This window comes from Chitinimonas koreensis, from assembly GCF_014353015.1.
In the GTDB taxonomy this organism is placed as follows: Bacteria; Pseudomonadota; Gammaproteobacteria; order Burkholderiales; family Chitinimonadaceae; genus Chitinimonas; species Chitinimonas koreensis.
Map to the genome: position 1 here is coordinate 4,237,156 of NZ_CP060704.1, position 14,102 is coordinate 4,251,257.

6 protein-coding genes are annotated in these 14,102 nt (G+C 65.8%); all 6 read right to left on the reverse strand.

What is annotated here, in order from left to right:
* Positions 1-4: 4 nt before the first annotated feature.
* The 6 genes from H9L41_RS17810 to H9L41_RS17830 all read right to left on the reverse strand — a co-directional run bounded on the left by H9L41_RS17810 (position 5) and on the right by H9L41_RS17830 (position 13,743).
* Positions 5-2,092, reverse strand: coding sequence for a type I secretion system permease/ATPase (locus tag H9L41_RS17810; protein ID WP_084299992.1), 2,088 nt, complete (start codon positions 2,090-2,092; stop codon positions 5-7).
* Positions 2,093-2,251: 159 nt separating this feature from the next.
* The gene (locus H9L41_RS17815; protein ID WP_187523516.1) at positions 2,252-3,589 is read right to left on the reverse strand and encodes a calcium-binding protein; all 1,338 of its coding nucleotides are present in this window, start codon (positions 3,587-3,589) and stop codon (positions 2,252-2,254) included.
* 89 nt (positions 3,590-3,678) lie between these two features.
* Positions 3,679-6,099 carry a beta strand repeat-containing protein gene (locus H9L41_RS17820; RefSeq protein WP_308419528.1) on the reverse strand — a complete coding sequence of 807 codons (2,421 nt, stop codon included), beginning with the start codon at positions 6,097-6,099 and terminating at the stop codon, positions 3,679-3,681.
* Between the two features lie 14 nt (positions 6,100-6,113).
* Positions 6,114-6,353, reverse strand: coding sequence for a hypothetical protein (locus H9L41_RS25105; RefSeq protein ID WP_265584084.1), 240 nt, complete (start codon positions 6,351-6,353; stop codon positions 6,114-6,116).
* Complete coding sequence (locus tag H9L41_RS17825) at positions 6,350-7,288, reverse strand: calcium-binding protein (RefSeq protein ID WP_187523518.1); 939 nt, start codon at positions 7,286-7,288, stop codon at positions 6,350-6,352. The genes H9L41_RS25105 and H9L41_RS17825 overlap by 4 nt, the downstream gene beginning before the upstream one ends.
* A 98-nt stretch (positions 7,289-7,386) precedes the next feature.
* Entirely contained in the window at positions 7,387-13,743 is a 6,357-nt protein-coding gene (locus tag H9L41_RS17830; protein WP_051318816.1) for a calcium-binding protein, read from the reverse strand.
* Positions 13,744-14,102: the final 359 nt, after the last annotated feature.

The following is a 14,102-nucleotide window of genomic DNA, read 5'->3' on the forward strand; positions in this document are numbered from 1 at the left end:
GCGCTTACCCTTGTTGCAGGCTGTGGAGATGGGCGTAGTAACCACCCGGCTTACCGACCAGCTCCGCGTGGCTGCCTTCCTCGACGATCTGGCCGCGATCGATGGCGACGATGCGGTCGGCCATGCGCACGGTGGACAGCCGGTGGGCGATCACGATCACGGTCCGGCCGCGGCAGATGGCGCGCATATTGTCGCGGATCACGCGTTCGGACTCGTAGTCGAGCGCACTGGTGGCTTCGTCGAGGATCAGGATGCGCGGGCGGGTGGCCAGCGCGCGGGCGATCGCCACGCGCTGGCGCTGCCCGCCCGACAGACCGGTGCCGTGCTCGCCGATCATGGTGTCGTAGCCTTCGGGCAGCTCCACGATGAACTCGTGCGCGCCGGCCAGCTTGGCCGCCTCGATCACCGCCTCCATCGGCAGGCCCGGGTCGACCAGCGCGATGTTGTCGCGGATCGAACGGTTGAACAGCAGGTTCTCCTGCAGCACCACGCCGACCTGGCGGCGCAGCCAGACCGGATCGGCCAGCGCCAGGTCGACGCCGTCGACCAGCACGCGGCCGCGCTCGGGCACGTAGAGCCGCTGCAACAGCTTGGTCAGCGTGCTCTTGCCCGAACCGGAACGGCCGACGATGCCGAGGATCTCGCCGGGCCGCACCTGCAGCGAGACGCCGCGCAGGATCTCGGGACCGTCGGGACGGTAGCGGAACACCACCTGGTCGAACTCGATGGCGCCTTCGATGGCCGGCAGCGCGGCGCGGCTGGCCTGGGCGACCTCGGTGCGGGTGTTGAGGATGTCGCCGAGCCGTTCCATCGAGATGCCGACCTGCTGGAAGTCCTGCCACAACTGGGCCAGCCGCATGATCGGGCCGGCCACCCGGCCGGCCAGCATGTTGAAGGCGATCAGCTGGCCGACCGTGAGCTCGCCGTCGATCACCAGCCGCGCGCCGAGCCACAGCGTGCCGACGGTGACCAGCTTGCCGATCAGCGACACCACCTGGCTCGCCACGTTGCCGAGCTGGCCGACGCGGAAGCTGGCCGCCACGTAGGCGGCGAGCTGGCGGTCCCAGCGTTCGATCACGCGCGGCTCGACCGCCATCGCCTTGATGGTCTCGACGCCGTTGACCGCCTCGACCAGGAAGGCCTGGTTCTCGGCGCCGCGGGCGAACTTCTGGTCGAGCCGCGCGCGCAGGATCGGATTGACGAAGAAGGACAGCAGGCCGTAGAGCGGCAGGCTGACCAGCACGATCAGGGTGAGCCAGCCGCTGTAGTAGAGCATCACGGCCAGGAAGACCACCGAGAACACCAGGTCCATCACCAGCGTGATCGCATTGCCGGTGAGGAACTGGCGGATGTTCTCGAGTTCGCGCACGCGCGCCACCGAATCGCCGACGCGGCGGGCCTCGAAATAGGCCAACGGCAGGTTGAGCAGGTGGCGGAACAGCCGCGCGCCGAGCTCGACGTCGATGCGGTTGGTGGTATGGGAGAACAGCCAGGTGCGCAGGCCGGTGAGCACCACCTCGAACACCGAGACGACCAGCAGGCCGACCGCGATCACGTCGAGCGTGGAAAAGCCGCGATGGACCAGCACCTTGTCCATCACCACCTGGAAAAACAATGGCGTGAGCAGGGCCAAGAGTTGCAGCATGAAGGAGACGAACAGCACCTCGCCCAGCAGCTTGCGGTACTTGACCACGGCCGGGATGAACCAGCTGAAGTCGAAACGGGCAAGCTGGCCGGCCAGTGAAGCGCGCGAAGCGAACAGCAGCACCCGGCCGCTGCAGCGTTCGGCGAAAGCGGCACGGTCGAGCATCTCGGGCCGGCCGACGCGCGGGTCCTGGATCAGCACCTGGTCGGGACCGAGCTGGGCCAGGATGAAGTAGCCGCCGCGCCGGTCCTCGACCAGCGCCGGCAGGGGCAGGGTCTCAAGCCGGTCGAGCCGAGCATCGACCGCGCGGGCCTTGAGGCCGAGCTTGCGGGCAGCGAGCAGGATGCGGGTTTCGTCGAACGGCTGGCCGCCGCTGAATTCATGGGCCAGTTGGGCCGGTTCGGCGGCGATGGCGTGGAAGCGGGCCAGCAGGACCAGGCCGAGCAGGCCGCTGTCGAGCGGTGGCGTGGTTTCAGGGCGGTCGAGGGAAGAAGGAGTACGGGCGTTCGTCACGAAATCGGATGTCTATGAAGGTATAAAAAAGTAACGCGGCCCGCCTCGACGGCGAACCGCGCCATACACCAAAGATTATATTCTACCGGGGCATCAGCGTGGATTCACCGCCAGCCAGGGAATCGGCGTACGCCCCTGGGAATCGTCGGACGAGATCAGCAGACCCGTTGGACTCGGCGCGAAGCTGGCCATGGCCTGGACCATCTGCAGCAACTGGCTGTCGGTCAGCACGTCGCCGTTGCTGAAGCGGAACTGTTCGGCGTGATAAGGCAGGCCGCCATAGAAGTTCTGCAGGATCAGCTTGTCACCGGTGCCGGTGATGCCGATCTCGAGGTTGCTGCCGACGTGCTGGACGCTCAATTGCTCCTTGGTCACCCCGCTGGCGAATTCCACCACGTCGATATTGCCCGCGGTGTTGTCGGCCTCGATGATCGTGTCGACGCCGCCGCTGAAGCGGTAGACATCGTTGCCGGTGCCGCCGACCAGGGTATCGTTGCCGGCACCGCCGGCCAGCGTATCGTTGCCCGCGCCGCCGGTCAGCCGGTTGGCGCCGCTGTTGCCGATCAGCAAGTCGTTGCCGCTGCCGCCGATCAGGCCTTCGATATTGACCAGCGTATCGCTGCCGGCACCCAGCGTGTTCTGGGCGCCGGTCAGCGCCAAGCTGACCGTCACCGCCGCCAGGCTGTCGGCGTAGCTGGCGGTGTCACCCATGCCGCTGCCGCCATCGAGGATGTCGTCGCCCAGCCCGCCGAGCAGCGTATCGTCGCCGAGGCCGCCATTGAAAATGTTGTTGGCCGCGTTGCCGGTCAGCAGATTCGACAGCGCGTTGCCGCTGCCGGTCTTGGCTGGGCCTTCCAGCGTCAGGTTCTCCAGGTTGACGCCGAGCGTGTAGCCGCTGATGCGTGCGACGACGGTGTCGATCTCGGTGGCGCTGGCGGATTCCTCCACGATCACGTCACCGGCGTTGTCGATCACATAGGTATCGTTGCCCGCCAGGCCGATCAGCGTATCGCTGCCCAGGCCGCCATCGAGGCGGTTGGCGTACTCGGCGCCAGTCAGCTCGTCGTTGCCGCTGCCGCCGATCGCATTGGCGAAATTCCGCAGCATGTCGTTCCCGCTCGCACCGGTCTCTTGGGCGACCGTGACTCTGAGATCGATCGTCACCGCCGAAATGCAGTCGGCGTAGCTGACCGTATTGTTCCCGTTCAAGCCATCGAGCGTATCGTTGCCGAGCCCGCCCACGATGGTGTCGTTGCCGTTGCCGCCGGACAGGAGGTTGTTGCTGGCGTTGCCGACGATCAGGTTGTCGAGGTCGTTGCCGTGGCCCCGCTCGGCCGTGCCGGTCAGGTACAGATTCTCGACATTCGCAGCCAAAACAACATCGCCGTAGAAGTTGAGGTTGGTGTAGAGCGTGTCGATCCCGCCCTCCAAGCCCGCACCTTCCTGGATTTTGTAATTGCTGAGGTAGATGCCGGAGGTGCTGGGAGTGATGACATAGACGTCATCGCCGGCACCGCCAATCATGAGTCCCCGAGGCTCAGGGTGTCGTTGCCCACCCCGCCGATCAGCAGGCTGCCACCCGACAGGCTGTCGTCGCCCAGGCCGCCGACCAGGGTATCGGCCCCGCCGCTGCCGCCGGACAAGGTGTCGTTCCCGTCCGAGCCGCGGATCATGTTGGACCGCGCATTGCCGACCCCGACCCGTGCCGAGCCGGTCAGGTACAGGTTCTCCACGTTGGCGGCCAAGGTGTAGTCGACCGAAGAAATCACCGTGTCGATGTCGGCGTCGATGGCCGCTTCCACGATCACGTCGCCAGCGTTGTCCACGACATAAGTATCGTTGCCGCCGCCGCCGGTCAGCGTGTCCTGGCCGGCGCCGCCGGCCAGGCGGTTGTCCAACGCATTGCCGGTCAGCGCGTCGTTGCCGCTGCCGCCGATCAGGTTCTCGATGTTCGCCAGCGTGTCGCTGCCGGCCCCGCCGGTGTTCTGCGCGCTAGTCACCGCCAGGCTCACCATCACGGCCGCGGTGGCGTCTTCGTAGCTCGCCGTGTCGCCCCAGCCGCTGCCGCCGTCGAGGATGTCGTTGCCCATGCCGCCCAGCAGCGTGTCGTCGCCGTTGCCGCCGTTGAAGATGTTGTTGCCGGCGTTGCCGATCAGCCGGTTGGCCAGCGCGTTGCCGCTGCCGGTCAGCGCCGCGCCCTCCAGCCGCAGGTTCTCCAGGTTGGCGCCGAGCGTGTAGCCGCTGAACTGCACTGCCACGGTGTCGATGCCGGCGTCGGCTTCTTCGCTCATCACGTCGCTTGCATTGTCGACTCCGTAGACGTCGTCGCCGAAGCCGCCGATCAGGGTATCGATGCCGGCTCCGCCGGTCAGCGTATCGCTGCCCGTGCCGCCCTCGAGCCTGTTGGCCAGTGCGTTGCCGGTCAGCGCGTCGTGGTTGAAGCCGCCGATCAGGTTCTCGATGTCGGTCAGCGTATCGGTGCCGGCCCCACCGGTGTTCTGCGCCGTCGTGACCGCCAGGCTCACCGTCACCGCGGCCACGCTGTCGGCGTAGCTGGCGGTGTCGCCGGTGCCGGCCCCGCCGGCCAGGACGTCGTTGCCCAGGCCCCCGATCAGCGTGTCGTCACCGCCGCCGCCGTTCAGGGTGTTGTTGCCGGCGGTGCCTACCAGCAGGTTGGCCAGCGCGTTGCCCGTGCCCGCCAGCGCCGGCCCCTGCAGCAGCAGGTTCTCGACGTTGGCGCTCAAGGTATAGCCGTCGACATGGGCGTTCACGGTGTCGATCTCGCCCGCGTCGGTCGAGGTTTCCACCACCACGTCGCCGGCGTTGTCGACGAAGTAGGTGTCGTTGCCCGTACCGCCGGTCAGAGTGTCGGCGCCCTGGCCGCCGGCCAGCCGATTGGCCGCCGAGTTACCGGTGAAGGCGTCGTTGCCGGAACCGCCGATCAGGTTCTCGATGCCGATCAGCGTGTCGAGGCCGGCACCGGTGTTCTGCATGGTCGAGACGGACAGGTTGATGGTCAGCGCGGCAGTCTGGTCCGCATAGTTGGCGGTGTCCTGCCCGTCGCCGCCATCGAGCCGGTCGTCGCCCAGGCCGCCGGTCAGCGTGTCGTCGCCGAGCCCGCCGGTCAGCGCGTTGTTGCCGCCGTTGCCGGTCAGCACGTCGTTGCCGCTGCCGCCGAGCAGATTCTCGATATCGATCAGCCGGTCGATGCCCGCCCCGCCGGTGGCCTGGGCCGACGAAATCGCCAGCGTCACGGTCACCGCCGCAGTGCTCGACGCATAGCTGGCGGTATCCGAGCCGGCACCGCCGAGCAGCGTATCGTTGCCCAGGCCGCCCTCCAGCCGGTTGTCGAGTGCATTGCCGGCCAGCGCATCGTTGCCCGAGCCGCCGATCAGGTGCTCGACGTTGAGCAGCTTGTCGACGCCGGCTCCGCCGGTGTTCTGCGTACCGGTGACCGCCAGGTTGGCGGTGATGCCGGCGGTGCTGCCGGCATAGCTGACGGTGTCGCCGCTGCCGTTGCCGCCGTCGAGCACGTCGTTGCCCAGGCCGCCGATCAGTGTGTCGTCGGCGTCGCCGCCGTTGAGCGAGTTGTTGCCGCCGTCGCCGGTCAGCAGATTGGCCAGGGCGTTGCCGTTGCCGACCTGCACGCCGTCCAGCACCAGGTTCTCGACGTTGGCCGCCAGCGTATGGCCGCTGACCCGCGCGATCACGGTGTCGGCTTCGCCGGCACCGCTGCCCTCCACCACCGAGTCGCCGGCGTTGTCCACCACGTAGACGTCGTTGCCGGCGCCGCCGGCCAGCGTATCGCTGCCGGCGCCGCCGTCGAGCCGGTTGGCCTGCGCGTTGCCGGTCAGCGCGTCGTTGCCGCTGCCGCCGAGCAGGTTCTCGATGTTGCTCAGCGTATCGGTGCCGGCGCCGCCGGTATTCTGCGCGATCGTCACCGCCAGGCTCACCGTCACCGCGGCGCTGCCGGAATAGCTCGCCGTGTCGATGCCGTCGCCGCCGTCGAGCGTGTCGTTGCCGAGCCGCCGACCAGCACATCGTCGCCGCCGCCACCGGCCAGCGCGTTGTCGGCCGCGTTGCCGGTCAGGGTGTCGTTGCCGCTGCCACCTTGCAGATTCTCGATATTGCTCAGGGTATCGGTGCCGGCGCCACCGGTGTTCTGCGCGGTGGTCAGCGCCAGGCTGACGTTCACCGCAGCGTTGCTGCCCGCGTAGCTCGCGGTGTCGACCCGGCGGCACCGTCGATGACATCGTTGCCCAGTCCGCCCTCGATCACGTTGGCCAGCGTGCTGCCGGTCAGCGTGTCGTTGCCGCTGCCGCCGATCAGGTTCTCGATGTGCAGCAGGGTGTCGTAGCTCGCGCCCTGATTGAACTGCTGGGTGACTACGGCCAGGCTGATCTGCACCGCGCTGGTCATGCCGGCATAGCTCACGGTATCGATGCCGCTGCTGCCTTCCAGTACATCGTTGGTATAGCCGCCGATCAGCGTGTCGTCGCCTGCGCCGCCATTGAGGCTGGAGCCCATGCTGTTACTTGGATCCGCCGTGATCACGTTGGCAAGGTCATTGCCATAGCCGGTGCCGAACTTGACGACCATGTTCTCCACATTGGCCGCCAAGGTGTAGCCACTAACCGAGACGATTATCGTATCGACCCCGCCGCTGGCGCTGCTCTCCACCACGACGTCGCCCACCTGATTCACGACGTATACGTCATCACCACCGCCGCCAGTCATGGTGTCGTTGCCGTCGCCGCCATCGAGCCGGTTAGCTTGGGCATTGCCGGTCAGCGTGTCGTGCTGTACGCCACCGATCACGTTCTCGATGCTGATCAGGGTGTCGTAACCCGCACCACCCGATGCTTGACCGGTCGCCAGATCAACGATCACCTGGGCGGTACCGGCATAGCTCACGGTATCGACTCCGTCGCCGCCATTCATCGTGTCGTTGCCCAGGCCGCCGATCAGCGTGTCGTCGCCGGCCAGGCCCAGCAGCAGGTCGTTCCCGCTTCGGCCATCGATGACGTCGGCGTCGGCGCTACCCAGCAACAGGTCGGGTCCGTCACTGCCGCGCAAAGGTGACTCGCCCGGCTCGGCGGTGATGGGAAAGGGCGAAGTCAGGTCATCCATGGCGCACTCCAATCGAATCGGAAACAACACCGGATGCGGGCCAGAAGAACTGGCCCGGGATCCGCTCATACATCCAAGAAGCTTAGTTCACTCACCGCTCAGTAGCCGCCGGCCGCAATGATCGCGACCAACGGCGACGGCTGTTCCGGCACCTGTCCTGCCAGCGTTCCCGGCGTCGATGCAAAGCCGGCCATGGCGCTGACCAGCGCCTGGATCTGGCTGTCGAGCAGGACTTCGCCGTTGCTGAAGCGGAATTGCTCGACGTGGCGCGCGGTACCGAGATACCAGTCGGCCAAGACCAGCTTGTCGGCCGTGCCGGCGATGCCGATCTCGAGGCTATCCACCGATCGCTTGAAGGTGAGCTGGTCGCGCATGATCGTGCCGCCGAACTCGACCATGTCGGTATTGCCGGCCGTGGCGTCGTTCTCGACGATGGTGTCGATGCCGCCGCCGAAGCGGTAGACGTCATTGCCGGCGCCCCCCTGCAGCAGGTCGTTACCAAGCCCGCCGGCAAGCGTGTCGTTGCCGCTGCCCGCACGCAGCTGATTGTTCCTGGCATTGCCGGCCAAGTTGTTGTGCCCGACGAGCGAACCGACGAGATTCTCGATATCGATCAGGGTATCGATGCCGGCGCCCTTGGTGTCCTGTGCGGTCACGATCGACAGATCGACCGACACGCCCTTCGATGCGCCGGCGGAATAATCGACGGTATCGCTGCCGCCACCACCGTCGATGGAATCGTTGCCCATCCCGACGGCAATGACCTCGTCTCCGCCGGCACCATAGACAGTTTCGTTGCCGGCCTGATCCTTCAATCGATATGTCGTGTTTGCTACCGCCACGCCTGAGCTGTTGAAACGCCGCTGGTAGATACCGTCCTTGCCCAGGCCGTCCGACTCCCCTTCCATCTGCCCCCAACTGATGATCCAACCACCATCAGCGGTGGCAGCGAGACTCGGATTGAGCAAGAAGGAGACCGTGCCGATATCGGACAACGATGCCTCACCTACCAGCTGTCCCGACCCGCTGTAGCGCCGGGTATGCATTTCCCATTTTCCGGCAGAACCGAGCATGGACCAGGCAACGATCCATCCGCCGTCTTTCAATGCCGTGACGGCAGGTGAAGACTCATCACCCGAAATACGGCCATCCGTTGGGCCAATCTTCTGCTCCTCGGCCAAAGGCATACCTTGCGCGCTGTAGCGGCGCATATAGACACCGGTTTTGCCATTGGTAGCACCGTTTTCGACCCAGGTGAGCACCCACCCGCCATCCGGCAGGGCGGCAATCGCCGGGGACATCTGATCTCCTTCGATCCGGGCATGGGCAAATTGCGCATTCCCGATCGGCTGGCCGTCACGCCCATAGCGGCGCTGCTTGATGCCGCCACTGCTTCCATCCGAGCATTTCCACGCGACCAGCCACCCGCCATCCGCAAGCCCCGTCACCTGGGAATCGGTTTCTGACCAATCCTTGAGATTGATATCGCCGACGATCACCTCGGCCCCGACAAGAGACCCGTCCTTATCGAAGCGCTGTTGCCGAATATTACGTGACATCATGGAAATGGCCGCCGTCCAGGTCACCACCCAGCCGCCATCCGACAGCAGAGCAACGGAATGCTCGGACTGCCCCTGCTGGGGATCGGTACCCACGCTCAGCCAGGGCATCGAAGCCTGCCCATTGGAATTGAATCTTTGCTGGTATGCGTATCCACCTGCCCGGGCCGTCGTCAACCAGCCCCCATCAGGCAAGGCGATGACCATAGGCACCGACATGTTCACCGTATCGATCCCCAGAACAATGCGCTCGCCTAATTCGCGCCCATCTTTGCCATATCGTTGCTGATAGGATTTCAATTCGTCGTAGCCATAAGTGTCCGGGTCGACCTTGCGCATCTCCTGCCAAGTCACCACCCGATCTCCATTGGCCAGAACGGTCATCGACGTCTTGAGCGCGTTTGGAAAATCCAGGGCCGGCACCTTCGATACGGTGCTGATCCGGTTATCACCGCTCTTTTGTACGCCGACCGTCATCGTGTAGTCGCCGAATACCAGCTTTTCGATGCCAGTCAGCACGTCCAGACCTGTATTGCCATTCAACGGGTCGATATCTTCCACCACCAGCCGATCGTTCGCGTCGACACTCAGCCGGTACCCGGATTTAGGGCCTGCAAACAAAGCGGTGTCCTCCCCGCCGTCGCCCGATAGCAAGTCATTCCCGAATCCTCCGGACAACACGTCGTCACCCTCATCGCCCTCGAGCGTGTCGTCGCCGGCTCCGCCGTCAAGCGTATCCAGGCCGCCGCCGCCGGCCAGCCGATTGGCCGCGCCGTTGCCGACAATGGCGTTGTTCAGCGCATTGCCGGTCCCTACGGCAGCCGTGCCGTTCAGGATCAGGCTTTCGAGCCGATCGCCCAGGGTCCACGATACGGCGGCGACGACGGTGTCGATCTCGGTCGCCGATGCCGTGGTCTCCACGATCGTATCGAGCTGATCCACCTGGTAGGTATCGTTGCCGAGGCCTCCGACCAGCGTATCGGCGCCCGTGCCGCCGTCGAGCGTATCGTTCCCGCCCGCCCCGTCGATCAGGTTGGCTTGGGCATTGCCAGTCAGCACATCGGCGCCGACTGCGCTCCCTACCAGGTTCTCGATACCGATCAGCAGGTCGGCACCAGCCACGCCGGTATCCTGCGGCCCCAGGATCGCGAGGTTGACGACGACGCCGGCACCGGTGTCGAGATAGCTCGCCGTATCGATGCCACTGCCGCCGTCCAACGTGTCGGCGCCCCCCCCTCCCTGCAGTCGGTCGTCGCCGTTGCCGCCCTGCAGCCGATTGTTCTCGGCGTTGCCGACCAGGACGTTATTGCGGTCGTTGCCGGTGCCGTCGATCACACCGATGCCGACCAGCGTCAGGTTCTCCAGCGTCGAGGCCAGCATCCAGCTCACGGTCGAGAGGACGGTGTCGATTTCGTCAGCCGCGGTCGACACCTCCTCGATCACGTCGTCGACACGATCGACCAGATAGGTGTCGTTGCCGATTCCGCCGGCCAGGGTGTCGAGACCGGCGCCACCATCAAGCGTGTCGTTGCCGCCCAGGCCGCCCAGCCAGTTTGCCGCTGCGTTGCCGCGCAACATGTCGTTGCCGCTTTGCGAGCCTTCGAGGTTCTCGATGCCGGACAGTTGATCCCAACCGGCGTTCACGCCGATGTATTGATAGCCCAGGTTGGCGAGATCGGCCTGGACGGCACTCGTCTCGATCCGGTAGCTCGCCAGGTCGATGCCGTTGCCACCCGCCAGCAGGTCAGAGCCGCCGCCACCTACCAGCGTATCGTTGCCCTCGCCCCCGGCCAGCGAATTGTCGGCCGCATTGCCGATCAAGCTGTCATTGCCCGCACCACCGACGATATTCTCGATACCGATCAGCTGGTCGGCCCCGGCCCCGGTGTTCTGAACCGCAGAAATCCGCAGATCGATCGTCAGCGCGCCGCCGAGGCCGGAATAGTCGGCAGTATCCCGACCACCCTGGCCGGGATCGGTCGTCGGCTGGCCGCTGCCGTTACCGTCGAGCACGTCATCGCCGAGCCCGCCGAACAAGGTGTCGTCGCCGAGCCCGCCCAGTAGGACGTTATTGCCCGCGTTGCCGCGCAATACGTTGGCCAGCTCGTTGCCGCTGCCGGCCAGTGCCTCGACCTCCAGCGTCAGGTTCTCGACGTTGCTGCTCAGCGTATAACCGCTGATCCGGGCGATCACGGTGTCGATCTCTGTGGCCAGCGCGGACGTCTCCACCACCACGTCGCCGGCGGCATCCACTAGGTAGGTATCGTTGCCGGCACCGCCACTCAGCGTGTCGCTGCCCATGCCGCCGTCGAGCCGATTGGCCAGCGCGTTGCCCGTCAGCCTGTCGTTGCCGCCGCCGCCGACCAGGTTCTCGATGCTGGTCAGCGTGTCAATGCCGGCCCCACCGGTGTCCTGCGCCGTCGTGATGGCCAGGCTCGCCGTCACTGCCGTCGTGTTGTCGGCGTAGCTCGCCGTATCGTTGCCGGCGCCGCCGTCGAGGATGTCGTTGCCCAGGCCGCCGAGCAGCGTGTCGTCGCCCGCGCCGGCATTGAAGATGTTGTTGCCGACGTTGCCGGTCAGCAGGTTGTTCAGCGCATTGCCGCTGCCGGTCAGCGCCGCGCCGTCCAAGGTCAGGTTCTCGACGTTGGCGCCCAGCGTGTAGCCGCCGATCCGGGCGATCACGGTGTCGACTTCGGTCGCAAGCGTCGAGGTCTCGTTCACCACGTCGCCCGCGCTGTCGATCACATAGCTGTCGTTGCCCCCGCCACCGATCAGCGTGTCGTTGCCGCTGCCGCCGTCCAGCCGGTTGGCCAGTGCGTTGCCCGTCAGGCTGTCGTTGCCGCTGCCACCGACCAGGTTCTCGATATTGCTCAGCGTGTCGCTGCCGGCCGCACCGGTGTTCTGCGCCGTCGTCACCGCCAGGCTCACCGTCACCGCCGCGGTGGCGTCGGCATAGCTCGCCGTGTCGCTGCCCGCGCCGCCGTCGAGGATGTCGTTCCCCAGGCCGCCGAGCAGCGTGTCGTCGCCTGCGGCCGCGTTGAAGATGTTGTTGCCGGCATTGCCGGTCAGCAGGTTGTTCAGCGCGTTGCCGCTGCCGGTCAGCCCGCCGTCCAGCACCAGGTTCTCGACGTTGGCCGCCAGCGTGTAGCCGCTGATCCTGGCCACCACCGTGTCGATTTCGCTCGCCAGCGCCGAGGTCTCGATCACCACGTCGCCAGCCGCATCCACCACATAGGTATCGTTGCCCGCGCCGCCGGTCAGCGTGTCGCTGCCCTTGCCGCCGTCGAGCCGGTTGGCCTGCGCATTGCCGCTCAGGCTGTCGTTGCCGCTGCCGCCCAGCAGGTTCTCGATATTGCTCAGTGTGTCGCTGCCGGCCGCACCGGTGTCCTGCGCCGTCGTGATGGCCAGGCTTACCGTCACCGCGGCCGTGCTGTCGGCGTAGCTCGCCGTATCGCTGCCGGCACCGCCGTCGAGGATGTCGTTGCCCAGCCCGCCGATCAGCGTGTCGTCGCCCGCTGCAGCGTTGAAGATGTTGTTGCCCGCATTGCCGGTCAGCAGGTTGTTCAGCGCGTTGCCGCTGCCGGTCAGCCCGCCGTCCAGCACCAGGTTCTCGACGTTGGCGGCCAGCGTATAGCCACTGATCTTCGCCACCACCGTGTCGATCTCGCTCGCCAGCATCGAGGTCTCGACCACCATGTCGCCGGCCGCATCCACCACGTAGGTGTCGTTGCCCGCGCCGCCGGTCAGCGTGTCGCTGCCCTTGCCGCCATCGAGCCGGTTGGCCAGCGCGTTACCCGTCAGGCTGTCGTTGCCGCTGCCGCCGATCAGGTTCTCGATATTGGTCAGCGTGTCGCTGCCGGCCGCACCGGTGTCCTGTGCCGTGGTGACGGCCAGATTGACGGTGAGTGCCGCCGTGCTGTCGGCGTAGCTCGCCGTGTCGCTGCCGGCACCGCCGTCGAGGATGTCGTTGCCCAGCCCGCCGATCAGCGTGTCGTCGCCCGCTGCGGCATTGAAGATGTTGTTGCCGGCTGTGCCGGTCAGCACGTTGTTCAGCGCGTTGCCGCTGCCGGTCAGCGCCGCACCGTCCAGCACCAGGTTCTCGACGTTGGCGCCCAGCGTATAACCGCTGATGCGGGCCACCACGGTGTCGATCTCGCTCGCCAGCGTCGAGCTCTCGACTACCACGTCGCCGACGTTGTCCACCACATAGGTATCGTTGCCCGCGCCGCCGGTCAGCGTGTCGCTGCCCTTGCCGCCGTCCAGCCGGTTGGCCTGCGCATTGCCGCTCAGGCTGTCGTTGCCGCTGCCGCCGATCAGGTTCTCGATATTGCTCAGCGTGTCGATGCCGGCCGCGCCGGTGTCCTGCGCCGTGGTGACGGCCAAGCTCACCGTCACCGCCGCCGTGCTGTCGGCATAGCTGGCCGTGTCGTTGCCGGCACCGCCGTCGAGGATGTCGTTGCCCAGGCCGCCGATCAGCGTGTCGTCGCCCGCGCCGCCGTTGAAGATGTTGTTGCCGGCCGTGCCGGTCAGCACATTGTTCAACGCGTTGCCGCTGCCGGTCAGCGCCGCGCCGTCCAGCACCAGGTTCTCGACGTTGGCCGCCAGCGTGTAGCCGCTGATCCTCACCACCGCCGTGTCAATTTCCGTCGCCAGCGTCGAAGTCTCCGTCACCACGTCGCCGACGCTGTCGATCACATAGCTGTCGTTCCCCGCGCCGCCGATCAGCGTGTCGTTGCCCTTGCCACCGTCGAGCAGGTCATTGCCCTCGCCGCCGTCGATCGAATCGTTGCCGTCCTGCCCATACAGACTGTCGTCGCCCATCAAACCCATGATCGTATCGGCGCCGCTGCCGCCGTAAATTTCTTCGGGTTCATTGCTTCCGTTATAAATCGGCATGGGATTATTCCTTTGGAATACCTGGCTTGTTAATTTGGTGTAAGGCTGCAATACGGTTCGATATATGGGCCATGGCCGGCAACGGGCCACGGTCAAAGCGTATCGGGAATTTGGGAGAGAAGGCTGAAAGAGCGCAACGGCCGGCAAATACCCGCGGCGGGGATTGCGGCGAAATCAGGACATTGCGCCAAACAGGCCTGAAGTATGCCGACCAGGCAATGCGATCAGCATAATTGCACTCGCCTCTGAGTGCCGCGCGAAGATATCCAAGGAGCAGGAAGATTTCAACCTCGACGCGCCCACCAATTGATTGTCATCAATGCCCCTGCCCGCATGAAAAAACCCGCCATACGGCGGGT

Bases quoted from the DNA above. Each gene is read 5' to 3' on its own strand.
- H9L41_RS17825 (WP_187523518.1), bottom strand. From the start codon at position 7,288: ATGGATGACCTGACTTCGCCCTTTCCCATCACCGCCGAGCCGGGCGAG.
- H9L41_RS17830 (WP_051318816.1), bottom strand. From the start codon at position 13,743: ATGCCGATTTATAACGGAAGCAATGAACCCGAAGAAATTTACGGCGGC.